Source organism: Brasilonema sennae CENA114, assembly GCF_006968745.1.
Classification (GTDB): domain Bacteria; phylum Cyanobacteriota; class Cyanobacteriia; order Cyanobacteriales; family Nostocaceae; genus Brasilonema; species Brasilonema sennae.
On sequence record NZ_CP030118.1, the window covers coordinates 1,139,175 to 1,162,794 of the forward strand.

The window sequence follows — 23,620 nt, forward strand, 5'->3', positions numbered from 1 at the left end:
AAGCTTATACAGCAATAGCCATGTACGTTAGGACATATAATTAGATGAGCGCTGTTGAATATATATGGCTGTAGCCAGGGGACGAGGGGCGAGAAACAAAGATGTTTTGGCAAAACGTCTCTACTGTATTGCTTATCACCAACTGTATTGCCTTTACAGCAGCTTGTCAGGAGTGATTGGCAACTCGCGAATGCGCTTTCCTGTTGCATGATAGATAGCATTGGCAACTGCTGCTGCAACGCCAGTAATCCCGATTTCGCCAACACCGCGCACGCCCATCTTACTAATGTGTGGGTCGGGTTTATCAATGAATAGCACGTCAATGTCAGAGACATCTGCTTGCACAGGAACGTGGTAATCTGCCAAGTTACGCACAACGAAACGACCGCTTTGTTGGTCGAGTACTGTCTCTTCCATTAATGCCATGCCTAACCCAAAAGTGATACCGCCTAGAATTTGGCTCCGTGCTGTTTTGTGGTTGAGGATGCGTCCAACATCAATAGCGCTCACAAAGCGGGTTACGCGTACCTGTCCCAAACGTGGATGAACGCGCACCTCCACGAAGTGTGCACCAAAAGATTGAAATGCATACTGTTGCATGTCGGAGTTTTCATCTTTGCCAACGCAGATTCTTACGACTTTGTTGTCCGTTCCTTGTTGTGACTCCGAGGCAGCAGTGTTTGCGATCGCTTCAACTTCTACTATCGGCAAATTATTACGCTGTAAAAGTTCCGCGTAAGTTTCACCTCTTGATGGCTCGTTGTTGAGGAAAACACGTCCGTTCTCGGTTGAAATTGCCTCTTGGGCGACTCCATACAATGGTGACAACTCGTCATCAATCGCAAGGCGAATCACCCGACTACGTAATTCTTGTGCGGCTCCTTGCACAGCGGGTGCAACACTTGCAGCTGACTGCGAACCACCAGCAACAGGTGCTACAGGCATGGATGATTCACCCAGCTTAAATTCAATTCGTTCGACACCTAGCCCAAGAACATCAGCGACGATTTGCGTCATGATAGTGTAAGTACCTGTACCAAGATCATGTGTTGCACTCGATACGATAACGCGTCCATCGGCGAAAAGTTGCGCTTTTGCTGACGCTGGAGAACGCAGCCCCGGATAGGTTGCACTGGCCATTCCCCAACCAATAAGATAGTCAGAGTCGCGCATAGAACGTGGTTTGGGGTTACGGTGTGACCAGCCAAATCTTTCTGCACCCAGTTGGTAACACTCCTTGAGATATTTGCTTGACCACGGCTTGCCTGTATGGGGATGCACATCGGCATGGTTAATAATGCGGAGTTCTACAGGGTCGATTCCTAACTCATACGCTAATTCATCTAGCGCAGATTCTAAGGCGAACATACCTGGTGCTTCTCCAGGTGCCCGCATAGCTGTTGGAGTGCCAGTGTTGACTCGAACTAAATTATGTGCCACCTCTAAGTTTGGGATATCATAAAATACTATGCTTGTCAACCCGCACGGCTCAATAAATTCATCTACCTCGGCAGTTTGCATTGTTGTCACATGCTTAATGGCAGTAAGTTTTCCGTCTCTTGTCGCCCCAAATGCTAGTTGTTGAATAGTGCGCGAACGATGACCACAGGAGGTAAACATCTGCTGACGCGTGACCATAAGTTTGACCGGACGACCGACTACACGTGCGGCGACTGCTGCCAAGATAGTGTGCCACCATGTAAAACCTTTGCAACCAAATCCACCACCCACATAGTGCGATATGATACAAACATTTTCCTCAGGTATGCCAAGTGCGTCGGCGACAATATTGCGGGTACCAATCACCCACTGTGTCGCATCGTAAACTGTCAGTTGCTCACCATTCCACACGGCAATGGAAGCCGACGACTCCATTGGGTTATGATGTTCAATTGGCGTTGTGTAAGTCTGTTCAATCTTCACTTGCGCTTCGGCAAAACCTTTGGCAACATCACCTCGTTGTACTTGCAGTTCTGAACCAAAGAACTGTTTTGGTTGATATGCCTTGGGTGATTCTGATTCTATTTCAATGCTTGGCTTTTCTTCCTCATAACTAACACGAACGAGCGATGCGGCGTATTTAGCTTGCTCTAACGTTTCAGCGACAACTACGCCGATATGTTGTCCGTCATAGAAGACTTCGTCTGATTGCAATGGCACAAAACTCTCACCCAGCTTGCCTTTGACTATACTTCCTTCTTTCATTAAATTGAGTTTTGGCGCGTTGAGATGGGTGAGCACAGCCAGTATGCCTGGTGCTTTCTCTGCCTCATCCGTATTAATGTTTTGAATCCGACCTTTGGCAATAGTACTCTGGATCAGAACAGCATGAGCGATGTTATCTTGCGGAATCTCGGCTGCATAGCGAGCCGCACCCATAACTTTGAGTCGTCCATCAACACGGTCAATTGGTTTACCGACAATCGGCTCTCTTTGTTTTGGGGGGGAAATGATACCTGTACTCATGCTTGACCTCCTGAGATTGCTGCTACGGTCTTGAGTGCTTCTTCCAAAGTTCGTTTTGCTAACTCAATTTTGAATTGATTGTGTCGATATGGTCTAGCTTCCTGCATCGCTGCATCAGCAGCTGCTGTGAAAGTCTCTTGTGTAGCTGGTGCACCGACTAATACTTGCTCTGCTTCTAATGAACGCCACGGCTTTGTTCCTACACCACCAAGAGCAATACGCGCGTTGCGAATCACTTCCTCATCTATTTCGAGGACTACGGCTGCGGATACGAGCGCAAAGGCGTAAGACGCTCTGTCTCGTATTTTTAGGTAGTGCGATCGCCAAGCTAATGGCATTTCTGGCAAATCAACTGCTGTAATAATCTCACCGTGTTCCAGTACCGTTTCCAAATGCGGTGTCTCACCAGGTAACAGGTGAAAGTCGGTGATGGGAATACTCCGCTCGCCTCTTGGTCCTTGTGTTTGCACAACTGCATCCAGCGCAACTAGCGCAACACACATATCACTGGGATGTGCGGCGATACAGTGTTCACTGGTACCTAAGACTGCATGCATCCGGTTGAAACCTTCTAATGCGGCGCAGCCTGAACCCGGCTGACGTTTGTTGCAGGCGAAGGCTGTGTCATGAAAGTAAGAGCAGCGTGTTCGCTGCATTAAGTTCCCGCCAACTGTTGCCATGTTCCGTAGTTGGGCGCTGGCTCCTGCAAGAATGGCTTCTGACAGCACAGGATAGCGCTCCTGAACTAACGAATTGTATGCAGCATCGCTGTTGCGCAATGTCGCTCCAATTCTGATACCACCGTTATCTTTAGTGACAATTTCTGTAGACGGTAATTTGCGAATATCTACAAGTTGACTTGGTGTATGTACACCTTCTTTCATCAAGTCAAGTATGTTGGTACCACCTGCAATGAACATTGCTTGTGGCTCGCGAGTGAGTGTTGCGATCGCGTCGTCTGAGTTAGCGGCGCGTACATAAGTAAATGGATTCATCCGTTTTGCCTCCGTTGTTTTGCTTGAGGTGCTCAGGCGTTTGCGTTAGAATTGTCCTCGCCGTCGCACAATTCACGAACGGCTGCAAAAATATTTGCATAAGCGCCACATCGGCAAATATTGCCGCTCATTTGTTCGCGAATGTCAGCGTCAGTTTTTGCGTGTCCTTCTAAGAGCAGTCCCACAGCAGACATAATCTGCCCTGGAGTGCAGTAACCGCACTGAAAAGCATCGTGGTGGAGAAATGCTTCTTGTACTGGGTGCAAATCTTCACCCTCGGCTAAACCCTCGATAGTCGTGATTTGCTCACCATCATATGAGACAGCAAGCGTCAGGCATGAGTTGATACGATATCCGTCACTAAGTACAGTACACGCACCGCACTGTCCGTGGTCACAGCCCTTTTTCGTACCTGTTAGTCCAATATATTCTCGTAGGACATCCAGTAGAGTGACACGCGGGTCAATCTGCAAATTGTATTCTGTACCGTTGATATGTAATGTTACTGGGATGGTACTAGTAGAAGGTACAGAAGAGGGAGAGGGCGCATTTGACTGTGGTATTTGGTCGAGTATTGAGACGCGTTTTGAAGTAGTTGTGCTCGTGTTCTCCATGTTCTCGCTCCTTTAAGAAGGCTCTTGGGTATTTTATAACCACAGATGAACATAGATACATTAGTCTATTTATGTACATCTATGGTTTTATTTTCATCAATTTAACCGTATTAAAAGTTTAATTTTGTGAATGATTGTTTTTACTTATAACCGACAGCAGCTTGTCCAACATAATTGGTAACGTATATTAAGCTCTGTATCATTAACATGAGCTACCACAGACAAGCAACTTCTTTATACTTTTTAGATAGTATTCAAAGCAGATTTAGTATAATCTCTAAAAAATTTAACTTTTCTGTAAAAGTGATGAAAAAGATAGAGGTAAATCTAGCGGGAGTGTGCTAAAGCTACTGTCAGTTCCACTTTTGACTTGACTGTCGGCTGAATTTTGAATTTCCATTTTTTAAATCGCAATAGCAAGTTTAATATAGAACTAGAAAAAAGCTTTATACGCGTTTTCGTCTTTTTTTTGAACGTATATTCAAGAACATCTGCTTATGAACTTCTCGTCAGCGCGGCAATATTTTGAGCAACAAATTCAGCAGCCTGATGAGCATATTGACTTAGCAAAGGCAGCTTTATATATTGCACAGGAAGAATATCCCAACATCGACCCAGAGGAATATCTTAATGCTTTTGATACAATGGCTGTGGAGCTAGAAGAACGCTTACCATCCCAGAGATATCCCCTGCGAGTTATTCAAAGTATCAATCAGTATCTCTATGATGATCTGGGATTTGCTGGAAATCAAAAAGATTACTATGACCCTCGCAACAGCTTTTTAAATAATGTCATTGATCGTCGCTTGGGAATTCCTATTACCTTAGCACTTGTTTATATGGAGGTCTCCCGAAGAATAGACTTTCCTACAGTAGGAGTAGGAATGCCAGGACATTTTCTGATTCGTCCTGATATTCCAGATACGGAGATTTTCATTGATGCGTTCAATTTTGGGGAAGTCATGTTTCCACAAGATTGTCAAGAACGCCTCAATCAAGTTTATCAACAACCCGTGCCGCTGCAACCGGAATTTTTGGCAACAGTGAGTAAGAAGCAGTTTTTAGCACGGATATTGGCGAATTTGAAATATATTTACCTGAATCAGCAGGAGTTGGAAAAAGCTTTAGCAGCCGTTGAACGGATTTTACTACTGTTTCCTGGCGCGGCATTAGAATTGCGCGATCGCGGTCTTTTGTGCTATGAACTCCGTCTATTTGCTCAAGCTGCTAACGACTTGGAAACTTATCTGATAAAAGCTCCCCAAGCCGAGGATGCTGTTACAATTCGACAGATACTGAGTTTGCTTAAAAGAATGTCTTAAGTTATACTCCACCATTGGAAGGGGGTAGAAATATTTAAATTTTAATTACACTGCATAAGTAAATTTTACTGACATCTATTAAAACTAGAAAGAACTTTTTGACGGAATGACCTTTTTTTCACGGAGTTAAAACTTATGTCAGGACAAGCTCTAGGTACTGTAAACATGCCCAAATTAAGCAAAAATAGTCAAGGTGAAGCTGTCAAGATTTTACAACTACTTTTAGACAACTTTCATGGATACTCTATTGGTGTTGACGGCATTTTTGGTTCAAATACAGAAAATGCTGTCAAAGACTTTCAAAATTCTCGTGACTTTATTAATGATCCTCCAGGAGTTGTGGGTTATCAAACTTGGGAGGCTTTAGCTAATAGAGAATAATTAGTGTTTACAAAAGGTGGATCATCCCACCTTTGTCTTTCGACTAGAATAGTGGGAATTTTTTCATACTTTAGTACCTGTGTATTAGTTAAACCGGTTCTGCGATACGCTTCAAATCGAGCAGAAAGATTGTTTTTACAACTTCTTCTTCGGATAAAACAGCGACATGACTGACCATCTCAATAATAGGTTTACGATAATTGCTAGACCTTGGTAAAAAGCGAATCGTTTCTTTAGATAATTCCACTATATCGGGTGGTTCATCTACCAAAATTCCGTAGAGTTCCCGTTGTGAATTGTGTGCAACCAGCAAAAAAGATGGGTGATCAGATGAGTAAAGGAAATTATCTTCGCCTAAGTATTGATGTAGATCCAAAATCTTAATCATGTACTTACCGATCTGCACTAGCCCCATTGTTGGCAGGCTTTTGCTATTTGCAGATGATAAATTCACTACCTTGAGCACATCACTCATCGGGAGCGCAAAGAGATAATCTGCAATGTTAAAAACAAGAAACTTGTCTAACTGTGACTCGTTGTTGTGCATTAATCTCTCCTAGCAAGAACTCCAGTATTTTTCTCAAGGACATCTGTCAGTGTGCTCAACAGTATATGCTCCAGATAAGGTTTGATAATATAAGCGTTAGCTCCCAACTTTAAAGCAAGTTGGCGGTGCTTCTCACTACTTCTGGAAGTTAGCATCACAACAGGAATATTTGCCAAAGTTGGGTCTTGCTGACGATCTTTGAGAAACTCAAACCCATTCATTCGTGGCATCTCGATATCACACAATACTAGATGAATATCTGTGTGAGCTTGGAGTCGTTCAATTGCTTCGTAACCGTCTTTTGCCTGAAGTACTTGATAGTCTGCTTTTTCTAAGGTCAAAGCTACAGTTTGGCGGACGGTAATGGAATCGTCCACTACGAGAATAGTTTTTTTTGGTCTTGGTTTGTGGTGACTTAGAGTTGGTGCTTCTGGCAGGGCAGTACTCGCTTGGGATAGTAATCGCGGCTGTTCTATCCTGGAGGTGAACATCAGGGGCGTTGAACTCACGCCCAGCCGTTCGCCCCTAAAAGCGCTGTTCCTTGCCCAATGACTATTATCCTGTTTTTGCCGTTGCGACAAACATTCCATCAATGCTAACCCATCAAGTACTAGCGTTAGCCGACCATCAGGTAGAATACTACTCCCGTAGATGTAAGGGGGAGGGACAATCATTGCTCCTAATGGACGGATAACCAATTCCTGATCACCGATGAGCTGATCTACTTCCAAACCGAAAAGTTTATCTTGAGAACGAATCAGAATAATTGGCAACTCAAGCTTCTGAGAAACACCATTCGGCTTGGTATTAAATACTTCAGGTTGACTGACAGATGAGAAATAATTCAGGACTTTGGTGAGTTGGTAACAAGGAATCAGTTTCATAGAAGCACCCTGACCCCACCGCAGGACTTTGCCTTCTTCCCAGGAGCGAATCTGGTCTGCTTTAGGAATAAGAACTTCCTCGATAGAATTAGTAAATAAGGCGTAGATTTGGTCGCCAGCTTGAAAAAGCAGTAAGTTGGCCAGCGTTAAGCTCAGAGGAATTTGCAGTCTGAACATTGTACCTCGAGTCTGTTGAGAAAATATTTCAACAGAACCTTTAATTTTTTGCAAATGAATGCGAACAACATCCAGACCAATTCCTCGTCCAGAGAGGTCATTGATACTAGAAGCTGTAGAAAAGCCTGGTTGAAAAATGAACTCTGTTAGCTGAGCTTCATTTAGACTGCTAGCTTGTTCTGGTGAGACAAGTTGACGTTCTACCGCTTTGGCGCGAATCTTTTCAAAATCTAATCCTTGACCATCATCCCTAATTTCAATCACTAAGTACTTACCCTGATGATAAGCAGAGATTTCAATCTGACCTTTCTCTGGCTTGCCCCGTTTTTGTCGGATTGAGTTCAATTCAATTCCGTGGTCAAAAGCATTGCGAACTAGATGCAACAGGGGGTCATACAGTTTGTCAACCACTGCTTTGTCAACTAAGGTGTCACTTCCAGATAAATTCAGTGTTACCTGCTTTTTGTGTATAACTTCTAGCTGACGCAAGATACTGGGAAAGCGTTCAAATAAGTGTCCCAAGGGCAACATCCGGGCTTCCATGAAAGAATCATGGGTATGAGTTAATAACCGACGTTGTTTTTCCAAAGTCTCCTGGGACTGACGATTAAACATTTCAATAGCATCGGTTGTTTCTCCCAATTGCACCATGTCTTCTAGAAGTGATTGAACAAGATTATGAAACTCGCTGTAACTAGTCGTTAGTTCCAGAGAATCGAAATATCCTTTGTCTTGCCCATTGCGAAATAACCACTTTTGTTCTGGAACACTGAACTGGCGTTGCGACAAATCTTGTAACTGATGAAGCAACTGCTGATGTTGTTGTAGTTTTAAAAGAAGTACTCGAACAGCAGCCGACAGTTGTTCCTTCTGGAGAAATTGGCGATTTTGGTTTGTTAGCAATTCTCCTATGAGGTAATTCAGTTGTTCTAACTCCCCAACATTAACCCGCACAGTACGATTTGAGGAGGATATGGCAGGTTCGGTAGGTGAGGAGATCAGAAGGTGGGAAGAAGTCCGCACTGGTTCTTGTTCCTGCGTTAGCGTCACCTCCTGGTGAGGCTTGGCTTCAAATTCCACAGGACATGAAGGAAAAGAGTCGAGTTGATGAGTATTTTGATAATCAGACGCTGATTCCTCAGTATCTGGTTCAGTCTCAGGTGTCGTTTGAGTTACTCGTTCGGTGTATCTCCTGTGCAGACGCTGGCCCAACGACAGTTGCTCCTGGGGGAGCTCCTCTCTGTTGGACTGCCTCACCTCCTCTTGAGCATGGACTGGTTCATTTCGGGACGCTTGAGGTAAATGCTGGAGTCGTTCCCCCAGTTTTTCTAACGCTAAGGATACTTGACCGCCTTGACTTCTGTCACCGTTTAGCACGGCTTTTCGTGCTTCTTGGAAGTTTGCCAAAGCAATGTAGCCAACAACCATCGCTTGCTCGGGATAGTTGTCCAAAGCAGTCAGCGCCGTTTGAGCTATAGCTCCAAACCCTGGTAAATTTAGCGACTCAGCTAAACCAAAGAAAACCTCTGCTTGTACCCTCAGCGTAGTAGCAACTTGTTCGGAGTGACCACTGCTTATGGCTGTCGCTAGCAGATCTAAGCGTTGAGTAACTCCAACTTCAAAGATGGACTGCGTTAAATCAAAGCCCAATTCTTGTGAACTGGGAAGGTAAACTTCTTGACTAAAACAGTCTCCTAACTTTTCTTGCAGTTGGGCAAAAATACTGGCGATTCGGTCGAGAATATCAACATCATTCACCCACCCTGCTGTCAGTTCAGCAGTTAGGAGTAAGCGCAAACACTCATAACTCTCGAATAGTAAAGCTTCAACTTCTTGGTCAATCGATAAGTCAGGTTTGCAAATTGCTCTAAAAATATCTTCCAACGTGTGAGCTACGGTTGTAATCGCTTCCAAACAGATGCTGGCTGCTGCTCCTTTGAGGGTATGAGTAGCACGCATCAGCGTATAAACTTTATTGACACTGAAGTCAACTCTTAGACTGAACAATTCTTGTTCTATCACTTGCAGCAGTTCTGGTGCTTCTTGGAGAAAGTAGCGGTAGCTTTGCTCTTGAATGTTTGGGTCGTTAGTCATTAGTGGTTAGTCGTTAGTTATTAGTGATACCAAGTTGCGTTCTCTTGTAGTAGCGCTTTAGGGGAGATTGCTTCGTTCCACCCTTCGGGTTCGCCAGTCGCCTCTGTCGGGAAACCCTCCTGCAGCGCTGGTCTCACTTCGTTTCACTCGCAATGACAGGTGATACTTTTGATTGCAACTTGGTATTATTAGTCATAAGTACTTACACAAAAGAATAAATAACCAAGAAAGAACTCCGCAGAGTAGGAATATACCCTACAGGTACCCTACGCAAAAACGTAGCATCTCCTTGATTTTGAGTTGGTGATTCTGACCACTGTATTCTTTTCAAAAAGCAACAAATGACTAATATTTATTCATCAATCGACCTTGAACTGGTCAGCGCTGGCTTGGAGATTTTGAGCCATTGCTAGGATTTCCTTAAAGGATGTGGAAATTTCCATCGAATCCTCCTTTGTATTGTTGGCAATATCTGCCACTTCTGTCATAGTTTGTGTGACTGATTGGATTTGCTGACTTTGTACTTGTGTTGTTTGCGTAATACCTTCCACAAGTTGGCTGATTTGAGTCGTGGCTGCAACAATGGCGTTTAGATTTTGGCGAGCTTCGTGTACCTGCGTTGTTCCTGTTGCAACTTGCTGAATCGCATTTTCCATAGCTACAGAAACCTCTGCTGTGCCCTTTTGGATTTCTTGAACCAGCTGCTCTATTTCAGTTGCTGCTTCCGCAGACTGACGCGCTAAAGAACGCACTTCATCGGCGACAACAGCAAAACCACGTCCATACTGTCCGGCTCTGGTTGCTTCAATCGCTGCATTTAAGGCAAGCAGTTGAGTCTGAGTTGTAAAGTTACTAATCAAATTCACGACTTTGGAAACCTTTTGAGAAGATTCCGAGAAGCGCTTAAGGCGCTTACTGGTTTCTGCCACTGTTTCCCGAATGTCAAGAATTCCATCCACAGTGCGGTTCATCGCTGCATCCCCTTGCTGGATGGTCTGGTTTGCCACCTGCACTGCTTGTTCCACCTGTTGGGCGTTTGTGGTTACGGCTTTTGTGGAATTGACCATCGTTTGGATTTGCTCCGAAGCATGAGTTAAGAATTGAAACTGCTGCTGCGCTTGGGTGGCTAAACCAACGATAGAAGATTCGTTTGCTTGAGAGGTTTGAGCGAGTTGTCTCGATGCTGTCTGCACCTGCATGACGATTTTTCGCAGGCTTTGCAGGGTGACATTATAAACGTCGGCGATCGTACCTACTTCACCTTCGGTCACAGGTAAGCGAATAGTCAGGTTCCCTTGTAATGCTGGTTGCACTGCTGACAGCAACTGCATAACTTCTCGTTGAAGTTGCTCTTTAGCTGCTCTTTCCCTTTCGCTTGCTTGAACCAATTGCTGTGCTTGAGTTTTTAGTTGCTCCAAGTATTCTGCTTGTTGTAAAGCAAGACCAACTTGCACCCCTACGTGAGCTACCAAGTTGAGATCTATTTGCTCCCAATGACGTGGTGCATCATTCTGATAAGCTCCCAATAATCCCCAAAGTTGGTCGCCCTTAAAGACAGGAGCAACTATAGAAGCCTTTGTTCCCCACCTTTCTATGAGTTCAATGTAGCATTCATCGCATCCAGAAGCTCTGAGATTATCAATGCTGAGAGTTTCTCTACGGCGAAACCGACCACCTTTTGTTTCTTGAAGACAAGTATCGTCAGCTCGAGCTAGCTCAGTTCCCACAACTTTAACCCAATCGCTGCCAACATCCTCAACGATAAATTCACCATTCCAGTCAGGATCAAAGCGGAAGATAGCGATTCGGTCAGCTTTAAGCAGTCTCCGTAATTCCGAGACAGCCATCTTGAGCAGGTTGTCAAGTGAAAAATTCTCTTGAATCAGAGCTAAGCCGAGTCTATACACCAGTTTGCTGTAAAGTGTTTCCTGTTCAACTGACTTGGCTAACTTCTGTGATTGCACACGCAGTTCTTTAATATACTCTGCCTGTTGTAAAGCGACTCCCAGTTGCGAGGCAATCTGCATCAGTACCTTAATTTCAGCTTCTTCCCAGTGCCTTGGTCCACTGTGTTGAAACGCTGACAACAAGCCCCAGAGTTTTTGTCCTTGGAAGATAGCAACCACTAAGAACGATTTAACCCCAAATCCCTCTAAGGTTTCTATATGGCAATCAGATAGATTGGCTTTGTAGATATCATCCGCAAAATAAGGTTCATTGTCACGTAATCTACCACCTTGATGTTCTTGCACATAGCTATCTTCCCAACCGCTACCAACTAATTTAGGCCATCCGCCGGACTCAGACTCAACGATAAAGTCACCGAAATAATCTGGACGAAATTTGTAGATAGCCAATCGCTCTACACCCAGAAGTTTCCTGATTTCCTGTGTTGCTGTTTTAAAAATGGTGTCTATATCCGATGTTTGACGAATCTTTTCAATAACCTTGGCTGCGCCTCGTTCTCGCTCTGCAGTTCTGGCTATGTGAGTGGCTTGCTCCTGTAGTTGTTTGAGGTACTCTGCCTGCTGTATGGCTATCCCTAGTTGATTGCTAATTTGGGTCATCGCCTTAATTTCATGCTCTTGCCAATCACGCGGACTAGAGTTTTGATATGCCGCTAATAAACCCCAAAGCCTGTCTCCTTTGACAATCGGAGTAATGACGTAAGCTCTTGTTTGCAACCGCTCCAAAGTGTCAATGTAACAAGGTAAAAATCCTGCTTGGTAAATATCGCTGACAACCCGAAAGTTTGTTTTAGTGGAAAATCGTCCCCCTTGAGTTTGTTGGAGATAGGTGTCTGTAATACTGGCTTTTCCTCCACCAAGAATTTTGGCACTGCACTCGCTAATGTTTTCTAGCAGGATGGGGTTGTCAAATTGCTCCTGCATTACAGATTTCCATTCACTCGATACCGACTCAGCAACAAACTCACCGCTCCAATCTAAATTAAAGCGATAAATAACGACACGCTCTGCCTTGAGGATATTTCGGACTTCATAAGTTGTCGTCTTGAAAATGGTGTTAATGTCAGATAATTGACGAATTCTATCGATCGCATTCGCCACGATTTGCTCCCGCTGGGCCGCCAGTTGCTCTGATTTCAGTTTTAGTTGAGCTGCTGCTTTAATCTGCCTGAGAATAATGCTGAGACGACTACTGACTAGTGACAACAAAGCAACCTCAGAATCTTGCCAGCGTCGAGGTCCAGAGTTCTGATACACACCTAGTAAACCCCAGAGTTGTTCCCCTTCAAATATTGGGGCAATGATGTAGGCTTTACTCTGGTATTTCTCTAGAGTTTTGATGTAGCACTCAGAAAAACCAGCAGCATAGATGTCGTCCACACGATTAATTATCTTGCCCTTGACAAAATATCTTCCTTGTGTATCCTTCAGGTAGGTGTCACTGTCAAACCTAGCAACATTGCCAAACATCTTCACCGTGCAGCGGTCATAATCCAATGTATCTTTTGATTTCAAACTGACGTCTTTCTCTTGCTCTTGCATCAAAGCAACCCAGCCCGAGGCGAGAGATTCAGCAATAAATGCGCCACTCCAATCAGGGTATAAGCGATAAACAACGACTCGGTCAGCCTTGAGAAACTGTCGCAGTTCTTGGGTGATGTTGCCAAGGATAACGCTTGTATCAGAAGATAGTGGTATTTGTTCCAAGATTTGAGCTAAAACCTTTTCTTGCTTAGCCTCCTCTTTTTGTTGGCTAAGAAGTTCTACTGTTTGTAAATTTAGCCTCAGTTCAGTGACAATTTGGTAAAGCAGGCTAACTTCAGCTTCTTGCCATTGACGAGAAGCTGAACATTGCTGCATTACAAGCAAGCCCCAGACTTGTTCATCTATGACAATGGGCAAACTCAGACTGGCTTGGACTTGGTAATGTTTGAGTAGTTGGAGTTGATAAGCACTCTTGACGTTTTCGTAAACATCGTCTTGGATAACGACTTGCTGTTGTTGGTAGCTGTGTTGATTTTCACTGCCAAAGGCGATCGCACTCAGAGATTCCCCCAGGCTTGGAGTATATCCTGCTACCATTGATTCTGTTGCTACGATGCCATGCCTTTCAGACTGAAAACGGTAAATGAGCGCCCGATCTACCTGTAAAAGCTTACGAACCTCAATGACTGTAGTTCTTAACAAGGTGTCAACATTTTCTGCTTGACGCATCTGAGCGAAAATGCTGAATAATTTTTGCCGAGTCTGCTTCGTATGTTGCTCACAAGCGACAGCCAGATGAGTTTGATATTCTGTTTGCAACTGTTGAACGCACTTTTCCAGCAGAAGAACTTTTTGCTGAGCTTCAGGTTTTAGTGAATCTCCTAGAAGATCTGCTTTAATAGCATTCACTAATTCAGAAGCTTGATGTAACTCAGAATAACCGATGAACTCTGCTGTTTTTACATTACCATTTTGGGACTGGGAATCAAATATCTGCTTGGTTTGCTCAAAATCCTGTAAAACCATGTTTACATCCTTGAAGATTATCGTTTGATGATTGCTAAGAAACTGTTGTTCGGTGTATTTGCCACAGGGGATACTGAGTAATTGCTGTGACATCTAACACAATATTGCCATTTGGCAAAGCTCCTAGAACAAAAGGTAGGAGTTTAGGAGGAAATAAGCCAGGTGCTGCTTTTTGCAGTTGTTGCAAGTCGTATGATTCAATGTCATCAACTTGTGGTACTACTAGACCTATAGCTTGTTCGTTGACCTTAACGACTATTGCCACAGGAGTTGCCTGCATCGTCAGATGAGGATATCCAATAAGATGGTTTAAGTCTAAAAGCCACAGCATTTCTCCTCGCCAGTGACAAATTCCCAAAATACAACTTGGCATTTCAGGAATAGGTAGAATGGATGCTAAATTAACCCGCGATATTTCGCCAATTTGTTCTAGAGGTAATAGTCCACTATCCTGAAGTCCAAGGGGAAAGCGAAGCAATTTAGAAAGGTTAATTTCTGGGAGGAGTGGATTTAGTTCCAGTGGCTCAAAACTAGTCACTGCGAGTACAGATTTCGGTTCTGTCTGCATAATTTGTTTAGTTCTAAATTATCGTTACAAATTGCTATTCGATTAATTTTTTAATCCCAAATTGCGAATAACTAAGTGATTTTTCTACGCCAATATTGAAGCTGTGAAGTTAATTGCTGAATTGTTTGAACTAAGTGTTGGTGGTTTACTGGTTTAGGTATATAAGCATCAGCTCCCAACATCGAACCCCAAAGTTTATCAGCTTCTGTTCCTTTGGTTGAACACATCACGACTGGGATTCCTTGGGTATTAGCATTGGTCTTCAGTTCACGGCATAATTCAAACCCACTTTGTCCTGGTAAAATGACATCAATAATAACCAAATCAGGCGTCTGAAATTGCAATTTTAGCTGTGCTTCTTCACTGCTGATAGCAGTGACGACCGTTAAACCTGCTTGCTTGAGATAACTAGTTAACACTTGAGTTTCTGTCAAGCTATCTTCAACTAAAAGCACTGTGGTCATAAAAAACGTTCCTGTATACTCGGGAATAGGGAACTGTTAACTCTTAACAGAACCTCGTAAAATCTCACTTTTGCAAAAGGTCTATTAATAACTAATGATCCTGTGGCGCTCCGCCACGCCAAAAGGCTATCGGGTATGCCTGCAAAACGTCGTAAACGTTCATGCGTAGCCTGCGCTTTGCGATGAGCGCCAGTCGCTTGAGCCAGTGGAAAACAAGGACTGCATAGCGCTGGCTCACTAATGACCAGTGATTAATGACCAGTGACTAATGACCAGTGACTAATGACTAATGACTAATGACTAATGACTAGTGAATTTAATTGGATAGAAATCTACTTATCTAAAAACTAAACTTGAACTGTTTGTAGATGAGTTGATTGCACAGCCAGAGGAGTTGGTAGATGCTTCTGTAAAACTTTTAGTACCTTTTCTTTGGTAATGGGCTTTGCTAAAAAGCCAGAGGAGCCAACTATCTTTGATCTCACTCTATCAATTATACCGTCACTGCTAGTAACAATAACTACTGGCGTATTTTTGAAAGCTGATACGCGGCGAATTTGAGTACAGATTTCATACCCGTTGGCGATCGGCATGATTAAGTCTAAGAAAATGAGATTTGGTTTGTACTCTAGCAAAATTGGCAGTGCTGTGACTGGGTCTTGAATATTGACATACCTATAGCCAGCTAGCTTTAGAATCTCGCTCATTATGAGATTCTCGCTTTGGCTATCATCTATGTAGGCGACTATTGAGGCAGTCTCTTTAGGTTGAATCAATTCTATTTTTGGAGAGTCAAAGGTTGACTGAGGGCGATTGTTCTCCTTACTCGGTTCCGTTAACTCTGGAGTTTGAAAGGAGGTAATCTCTTTAGGTTGAATCAAGTCTATTTTTGGAGAGTCAAAGATAGAGTCAGGAGTAGTGTTATCCGTACTCAGTCCCATTAACTTTGGAGTTTGATGGGAGTCAGTTTTTGTTGAGGGGTTGGGTAAGATTTGAGACGATGAAGTATGTGTTTTGTTCCCAACTAAAACAGCTGAAGCTTGGGTTTGTTTTTGCCTGGAGGGCGCTGATATCGTTGCTCTGGGAACTCTTAAGTCTGGGACGTTTAAGAGTTCTATAACACCCTGATGGGCTAAATCCTGTACAATTGTTGCCGCAGTTGTCACACTTTGTCTGGTGTGTAAGGCGATATCCCAAATTGTGTTTTCACCATTAATGAGTTGCCTGAGACGGAAGAGAGTTTTAGAGATTTTTAAATTTTGTTCAGAAGTAAATTGTTTAAAAATCGGTGCCATGTCAGGGCAAAGTGTTCCTAAACCCATGTTTCGCCATTGCTTGCACAGATCAAGGGCTGTGTATAACGATTGATTTACTTCTATTAGGGCAATAGGATACAGTTTTTTAGGCAACCAAACGCTTTTCAAGTCTGAATGAGCTACTAAGCTAAATAAAACCTCTTCAACTATTTTTTCAATAATACTTTTTGCACTCGTCAGACTTATCTGGTTTTTATTAATACTTTCGTTCAGTAAGTGATATTCCCACAGTTCATTCTCTTTCAAATTACGAGCATCAAATATCAAGTTAGGGCAATCTTGCTTTAGTGCTCTATACCAACGTCGAACACGGTGAACTCCTCCCGTAGCATATAGCAAACGTCCTAAGAAGAAATACAGATGCCACTCGTTAGCCCCTGATGAAAAAATTAGTTCTCCACTAGCTCGTTGCTGACTTAACGCTGCTAAGCTTTGAGCAATATTCGTGAAGCTTGGAGGGACTGGTTGCATTAGGCAATTTTCCTTCATGAAAAGTTACTTATTTTCTCTTGGAAGTTGCACCCAGTGGTTTTTAATATATTAGGTTTCGGTTTTTACTGCTAAACAGCAATACTTCGGCTCAATACTTGTGGTAGACAAATGTTATTCCAATGATAGATCAGCAATATTACGTAAAAACAATCAAATTTTAAAGAATTATGAAGAAAGTCTTAAGCAAATTAACTCATTTCACTCTTAGAATGAGTGTGATTTTGGATCACAAGCAGTCGCTCAGCTACATAAGCTCGCTATACTACTGCCATGATAGAAGGAACAAATTGCTGAAATTGGTAAACTGGAAATTTTTATGTAAAAACATAAGATACAACAGAAAAATTATTTGAGTTCGGAATCAGCAAATTATATGAACAGCGATATAGCAGTAGAAAAATTGCGCCGCTACAAAGAGTATGGGGAATCTGTCATCCAAAGCCTTGAGTTGGTTTCACAAAACCCACCTCCTCAAGAAAGTTGGGTTCCTAGTAATCTTCATGAAAGTATCCAGCGCCTTCAGCAGTCTGCTCAAAGAACGGTGCAACTTGCATCCTCGCCAGTCAAAATCGGTATCATGGGGGAATTCAGTAGTGGAAAAACTTTACTTTTAGGCAGTTTGATTGGTTACGCAGATGCTTTACCAGTCAGTGAAACCCCCACGACAGGAAATGTGACTGCTATCCACCTTGTTCAACAACCAAACTTTCAAACAACGAAACTTGGCAAGTTTACAGTTGAATATCTTTCTAATGAAGGAGTAAAAGAGTGTCTGCGCTTTATCTTAGAGGAAGCGCAGCAACGAGCAAAAGCTACAGAACTTCCTGACTCACAGCTTGATGCTTTAAAAAGTTTACACCCCACGCGAGAAGTTGACATTAACGGTATCCTAAGATGGTGCGAGCAAGCGTGGAAGCTGCAAAGTTTGGAACTACGCTCTGTGCTTAAGGAACTGGTTGCTTTTGTCCGTACCTACAGCGCTTATAAAGAAGATATCTGTGGTAAAAGTTACCAAATTGACAACACGACTGCTCACAAAGGACTAAGACTTGCACAAGCGCCGATAAATATTTTAGAACTTAGCTTTGACCATTTGCCGCCTGCTCCCAAACGCTGGGAGAATTTAGCACAGCCATCAGCTCAAGATTTGCAAAATAGCTTCTCGCTGATTCGTCGTGTAGATGTGACGGTTGAAATATCAAAAGAAATTTGGGATTTGTCTTCTTTACAAGGGACTAATGAATTTATTCTTTTAGATTTTCCAGGATTGGGATCTGCTGACTCTGGTGTGCGAGATGCTTTTTTATCTTTACGAGAACTCACAGATGTACAAACTATTCTGTTGCTGCTTAACGGTAGATATCCTGGTGGTGCAACCGCAGCGAAAATCCGCAGTATGCTAGAACGGGATAAGGGACAAGACCTGAGAGACCGTATTATTGTAGGTGTAGGGCGCTTTAATCAACTTCCCCTGACAAGCAGCGATGAACGGATTATTGATGAGCTTTTGTATGAGATGCTACTTTCAGAAGAAGTTGTTCTTGATGAACTCGGTATTCTGAAATTGGCGATCGCCAGCGCCAACAATTTGACGACAGAAAAAAAGAATATTGTTTTGTTGTCCCAACTTTATGGATTAACAAAACTCGCAGAACTTTCTTCTCTTGTACAAGTTTGCTCAAAAGAATTCTTAAGCGAACTGGACAAACCCAACAAACCAGAGGAAACTGAACTGCGGCAGAAATGGCAGCAATTAAGTGAAATGCTACCTTCTTCTAGTATATTACACAAACAATTGAGTGACTATGCCGAAGATGGTGGTATTGGAAGATTACGTTCATTACTGAAAGAACATGTTGCTCTTCATGGTATGAAGCAACTTCTAGAAGACACTCAAAGAGCTGCTGAGGCTTTGCGCAAAGAGCAGAATAATCTCAACAATTTGCTTGAAGAAATCCCCGCTTACATACCAGTTGAGGAAAGTTCTACTTTTTTCACCCTGCGGGAAGCAATTGAGAATGTTGTCACAACCTACAGACGATTTCAAGAAGATTTAGAGAAGCAGCCGATTTTAAAAAACCGTCATAGTATAGCGGTGAGCGAAGTTGTAAAAAATGAATTAACAAATAAAATCTTCTTTGATTGGAGCGAATGGACTTTGCTTTTTGATCGAACCCAAAATGGCACAATATCTCTAAGCAAAAGTGAAAGCATTTTTGATGAAGATGAAGTGGACGATACTATTCCGACAAAAAGCGATGATTTTTATGCAGCATTTGTCAACACTGTTAAAGAGATGCAAGGTTTTGCCCATGAGCAAACCACAGAGGCTGTAACAGACTTATTCAATAAATTATCTACTGATGTACAACTAGAACGCGAAAAACTCAGTTCAATTTTGCTACCAGAAAAGGAAAAGCAAATTGAACAAAAATTTGGAAAAAGTCAAGTCCGCTTTTTCAGAAATCTCTTGCGTGGTGTTGATCCTGCTAAGAAATGGCAAAATCTGATCATTCAACACAGTGGACTGGCTAGTAGTGCTGCTCCTATTAATGCTGACATTTTATTCCCTTTAGCACGCAAGGACGACAAGCATCAAAATGGTCAAATCTTTGACTGGAGTCCTGATAAACAGTTTCGTGTTCCCCCTAGACCATTCAATCACCAAATTGCCGTTTTGCGACTGCGAGATGAAATAACTGCTAGTGCAGGGTTGCATCTTGTGCAGTATGTGAGTCAGTTAACTAAACAGGTAAAATCTTCTTTTTCGAGAGCGTTGAAAGAAATTGTAGATAATTTGCAAGAACTTTTAAAGTCGAAAAATGAACCTTTACTCAGATACATAGCATCTGCACAAGAGGAAACCTCGACTCCTGTTCCACCGTGGTTAGAAACTCTTTCTCAAATTCCAACAATTTCTTATCCACAGGAGATGAGTCATTAGTTAATTGGTTAGTTGTTAGTTGTTAACAATAATACTACAGCAATTCCAGATAGCTAGTGAACAAAAAAGATAAAAACAAACCGCAAAGAGCGCATAGACACGTAAGCGCAAGCGCACGCCCAGAGGGCGAACGCCCAGCGTGTCCCCTTGGGACTCAGTGGCTTCCCGATAGCCGTAAGGCGTGGCGTCAGCCATAGGGTAGGTCGCGAAGAAAGAAAAGAGGAAGAAGCTGTAGTAATTTTTTAATAGACTTCTGGCTAAAGATATGAGAAGGGATGTTTCTAATTACATGTTTTTCAAGATTGCTTGAGGTTTAATTGCTAACGACTAACTATATTTAAATTTCAGGGAATACATGAGATGGGTGTAAAAATTGAGCTTTTAAACCGCTACCAACTGCGTACGAAAGATGATGAGTTATTACTTCTGCCAGTTATTGAAATAAAACCTACTGAGAGTTTTAATTTACCTCATATCTCCAAAATTGATATTGTTGTCAGTGGAACGCCAGAAAAGTTAGCAGCACAATTACAATCTGCTTATAAAAGTGTTAACTTTAGCGCTAGTAGATTTCTGAGACTTTCTACACCACAGCGATTAAAGCAAACTGAGTGTAGGTGGAATGAACCACTACCAGCAGGTGTGAATTGCACTTTGCAAGTCATTGTTGAGTATTTTGATTCGGATGAAATAGGTAATCCTAATTTATCTACGAGCAAAAACTCTACGGCTGAGTGCAATATATGGACTTATGCAGGTATTGAAGATACCGTAATACAAATGTCAGTGAGAGATACGCTACCATTGCCACTACCAGAACCTTTTTACAAACCCCAATCACCTCAAGAAAGCAAAAAGCCAGAAATTACCTATCCAGGCTGGTTTGCTATCGATTTCGGCACCTCTAATTCTACAGTTACACTCTACGATCCCAAAGTCATTGTCACTCCAGATAGTTTACCTAGCGAGCAAGAGGTTCGCCTACGGGAACGTATGGCACTATGGTTAAATCAGCGTCCTGTGGATGATGTACCGGGTATCAGTCGGAGTGCTTGGGAACAGGAATGGCAAAAGTTTTTAACTGAATTGAGTAAGGATTTTGTTTCAGTTCCTCATTCTGTGAACAAGAATTTAGGAGAACAACTTTTTCGAGGTGTTGAGAGTATTAAGTTGTTGGAAGCTATCCGACAGATAGAAATTTGTTTGAGTAAACGCCTCGGTTGGTTTCGTCGGGCTGCTAGTCAACGGTTGAATCAAATATATCACGAAGTTTTCCGCGTACCACCCCTGGAATGGCAAAGTTTGATTCCAGTAGAATTGGATAAAGACCGTCGTCTTAATGAAATTCCTAGTGAGTTAGAAGTTGTTAATCTGGAACCTTCTTTGTCAAAAGATGACTCCGCAAAGGTGAAAGTTGTCTTGGGTGAACAATCTAGACAGCACAGATTAGACACGATTGGAAATGGGGAGGAAATTGAAGGGAGGTTCCTCCACTCACCCAAGCGCTATTTTGGTCAAGAACGTTCTTTTAAAATTACACTAGATGATCAAGAAGATACAATTGAGGTTAACAAGCTCCTTCAAGCTGCTTATGCTGAGCTGATTTCGCTGACGCAGAATTATCGTCAACGTTACCCAGGTAAGTGTTCTGAGGGTAAATTTTACCGTGCAGTGGTGACTTACCCAACGATCGCCTCACCATTTGTGCGCCGCGAGATTGAGAAGCTGGTGAAACAACTGGATATCGAAGATGTGCAGATGGCTTATGACGAAGCGATTTCGGTCGCCATCTTCTTTTTATGGCGAGAGTTTGGCGGTGATTTGAATGTGGGGATTGAATCTTTCAAAACCCGTTGCCGTTACAATGGGGATAAATGGTGGCAAAATGTCCTTGTTTTGGATATTGGTGGCGGAACCACTGATTTAGCACTTATTCGCCTGACGTTGGAAGAAATTAATCCTTTTGAACCTGGGGAAGACCGAGGCGACGGTGGACGGTATTATAAATTAACTCCTAAATTATTAGGTTCTTCCGGACATTTGCAGTTGGGAGGGGAGTTGATTACTTTGCGGTTGTTTTTGTTGTTGAAGGCGGCGATCGCAGACTGTTTACTCACAGCCGTAACTGAAGAACGTTTGCCAAAAGATGCGTTGAAAGTGCAGCCAGAAGAGTTGAGCGATCGCTTTCTTAATAACAGCAAATTCTTACCCGGTAGCTTGTTGGGTTGTGTAGATAAAGAAATTCGAGAAGGCGATGCTTACAAAGATGCTTTAAATGCAGCCGAAAAAGTACTTCCCACTCGCTGGAAATATTCATCATCTCGCGCACAAACTTTCTACACTCTTTGGGAACAAGCAGAAAATGCAAAAATAGCACTAGGTCAAAAACGCCAACAAGATGCACCCGAACCTATCTTCATTCTTGATGGACAAAAAATCTCTGAACTGCTGCAACAAAACGATATTGAGTTATCAACTGAAGTTGTTGATAACCTAAGTGTAACACTCACAGTACAGCAATTTGAAAGATCAGTATCTCCTGTGATTCGAGAAGCAGTTGGTATTGGTCAAGGATTGCTCGAAAATGCTTTAGAAAACAAGCTTTCCCATTCCCTAAATTCTCAAACCAGCAAAGAGCAAGTTGACTGGTTGATTCTGTCTGGAAAAACTTGCAACCTTGAATTAGTTGAACGTGAACTTTATCGAGTTTTTAGCAAGTCTGACTATTTTGTTTGGAATGAAGATAGAGTCACCTTTGAACCCGAATATACAAAGCTTGCAACCTCGGCTGGAGCCTGCTTTGCAGAAAAACTAAGACAATTGGGTTTTGCGCCGAAAGAATCTAAAGAATTGCTACGTAGAGGAGCTAATCAACTCTATATTGATGTCAAAAATCTCTTTTATTTTTTACCATGTTCTTTTAAAAGAGAGGTTATTGGAGGAACTTTAGATCCAATTTTTCAGTCAGGTCAAGAACTTTATCAACTCAAAGTTGACGATGCAATGGCGAAATACCGCAGTAGTTGGCAAGGTATGCAGTTAACTAACAACATCATTCGTCAGGATTTTGAGAATATCAAACCTCAACTTTGGGGTAGTTATAACGGCGATGCTTTGAGAAAGAAACTAGAAATGAGTGAGGAAGATTTTAAAAACTCTATCAAAGTCCAGTTTGAAATTAATCAAAAGCTTGATATTGATTTACTACTTTGTCGGGGAAATCCTCACTATTTAATTCCTGTAAATATTCCCTGTCTTGATGCGGCGAAAGTTATAGGAATACCAAATGTTATTTCTGATGATGCTCAGGTGGTATGTGATATTGCTGTAAATGTCGCTGAATCGGCAAATGCTCTCAAAACAGATGCTCATACTGTCGTATTTGAAGCGGATAAAAACTATAGCAGTAATTTGCGAGTGTTTCGATATGATGATGGTGCTATACAACCACAAATGATGGGGTTAATTAGTGAATTACCTCCCTTTCCTACGAGTGGTAAACATACATTCTACTTTCAATTTCACAATCCCAAATCTAATAAATGGGAATTGATTGGCGAATTACCCGAACCAGAAGTCAAAAGTGAATATCCTTGCCGATATTATGTCTCTCTCAATCAAAAAGGTATCCTGAAAGTACATGCATTTGAAGTACCTTATTTGACCTCAAAAAATCCAGAATGTCTTCAGCAAGAAGGATGTGTTTTTCGAGATAATCTCCAACCACAGCCTAACGATGTAAAGGCAGAACGTGATCCGTTTTCTGGAGAACATTGAAACAGTTATCAGTGAACAGTGAACAGTTATCAGTCCCTGTTCACTGTTCAGTGTGGAGAACTTGGGAACGAGAGAAATTTGAAACTCAAAACGGAGGATAT

The 23,620-nt window shown here is 42.4% G+C and carries 13 protein-coding genes; 4 read left to right on the plus strand and 9 right to left on the minus strand.

Translation table 11 applies throughout. From position 1 onward, the window contains the following. Positions 1-153: 153 nt before the first annotated feature. The 3 genes from DP114_RS04830 to DP114_RS04840 are packed head-to-tail and all read right to left on the minus strand — an operon-like array spanning position 154 to position 4,075. Positions 154-2,466 carry a xanthine dehydrogenase family protein molybdopterin-binding subunit gene (locus DP114_RS04830; protein WP_171975581.1) on the minus strand — a complete coding sequence of 771 codons (2,313 nt, stop codon included), beginning with the start codon at positions 2,464-2,466 and terminating at the stop codon, positions 154-156. Then, the gene (locus DP114_RS04835; RefSeq protein WP_171975582.1) at positions 2,463-3,461 is read right to left on the minus strand and encodes an FAD binding domain-containing protein; all 999 of its coding nucleotides are present in this window, start codon (positions 3,459-3,461) and stop codon (positions 2,463-2,465) included. Before DP114_RS04835 ends, DP114_RS04830 begins: the two co-directional genes overlap by 4 nt. Before the next feature lie 32 nt (positions 3,462-3,493). After that, the gene (locus tag DP114_RS04840; protein ID WP_171975583.1) at positions 3,494-4,075 is read right to left on the minus strand and encodes a (2Fe-2S)-binding protein; all 582 of its coding nucleotides are present in this window, start codon (positions 4,073-4,075) and stop codon (positions 3,494-3,496) included. Between the two features lie 497 nt (positions 4,076-4,572). Here DP114_RS04840 and DP114_RS04845 point away from each other — a divergent pair, with 497 nt between their 5' ends. Both DP114_RS04845 and DP114_RS04850 read left to right on the plus strand, forming a co-directional pair. Beyond that, positions 4,573-5,397 (plus strand): SirB1 family protein, encoded by an 825-nt coding sequence (locus DP114_RS04845; RefSeq protein WP_171975584.1) that lies wholly within the window; start codon positions 4,573-4,575, stop codon positions 5,395-5,397. A gap of 135 nt (positions 5,398-5,532) precedes the next feature. Further along, the gene (locus tag DP114_RS04850; RefSeq protein WP_169265020.1) at positions 5,533-5,778 is read left to right on the plus strand and encodes a peptidoglycan-binding domain-containing protein; all 246 of its coding nucleotides are present in this window, start codon (positions 5,533-5,535) and stop codon (positions 5,776-5,778) included. An 88-nt stretch (positions 5,779-5,866) separates the two neighbouring features. On the opposite strand, the gene DP114_RS04855 is transcribed toward DP114_RS04850, so the two are convergent. The 6 genes from DP114_RS04855 to DP114_RS04880 form a co-directional block, all read right to left on the minus strand. Further along, on the minus strand, positions 5,867-6,325 hold the full coding sequence (locus DP114_RS04855) for a chemotaxis protein CheW (protein WP_171975585.1): 459 nt from the start codon (positions 6,323-6,325) through the stop codon (positions 5,867-5,869). Continuing rightward, positions 6,325-9,480, minus strand: coding sequence for a hybrid sensor histidine kinase/response regulator (locus tag DP114_RS04860; protein WP_171975586.1), 3,156 nt, complete (start codon positions 9,478-9,480; stop codon positions 6,325-6,327). The genes DP114_RS04855 and DP114_RS04860 overlap by 1 nt, the downstream gene beginning before the upstream one ends. A gap of 359 nt (positions 9,481-9,839) precedes the next feature. Then, positions 9,840-14,051: a GAF domain-containing protein gene (locus DP114_RS04865; RefSeq protein ID WP_246163057.1), complete on the minus strand. Its 4,212-nt coding sequence runs from the start codon at positions 14,049-14,051 to the stop codon at positions 9,840-9,842. Further along, positions 13,993-14,526, minus strand: coding sequence for a chemotaxis protein CheW (locus DP114_RS04870; protein ID WP_171975588.1), 534 nt, complete (start codon positions 14,524-14,526; stop codon positions 13,993-13,995). The genes DP114_RS04865 and DP114_RS04870 overlap by 59 nt, the downstream gene beginning before the upstream one ends. A gap of 71 nt (positions 14,527-14,597) precedes the next feature. Beyond that, positions 14,598-14,990 (minus strand): response regulator transcription factor, encoded by a 393-nt coding sequence (locus tag DP114_RS04875; protein WP_169265024.1) that lies wholly within the window; start codon positions 14,988-14,990, stop codon positions 14,598-14,600. 347 nt (positions 14,991-15,337) lie between these two features. Next, positions 15,338-16,777, minus strand: a complete 1,440-nt coding sequence (locus tag DP114_RS04880) for a response regulator (RefSeq protein WP_171975589.1) — start codon at positions 16,775-16,777, stop codon at positions 15,338-15,340. A gap of 394 nt (positions 16,778-17,171) precedes the next feature. Between DP114_RS04880 and DP114_RS04885 the strand changes: the two genes are divergently transcribed. Next, positions 17,172-19,742 (plus strand): dynamin family protein, encoded by a 2,571-nt coding sequence (locus DP114_RS04885; RefSeq protein WP_171975590.1) that lies wholly within the window; start codon positions 17,172-17,174, stop codon positions 19,740-19,742. A gap of 360 nt (positions 19,743-20,102) precedes the next feature. After that, positions 20,103-23,519, plus strand: coding sequence for an acetate and sugar kinases/Hsc70/actin family protein (locus DP114_RS04890; RefSeq protein WP_171975591.1), 3,417 nt, complete (start codon positions 20,103-20,105; stop codon positions 23,517-23,519). Positions 23,520-23,620 lie beyond the last annotated feature (101 nt).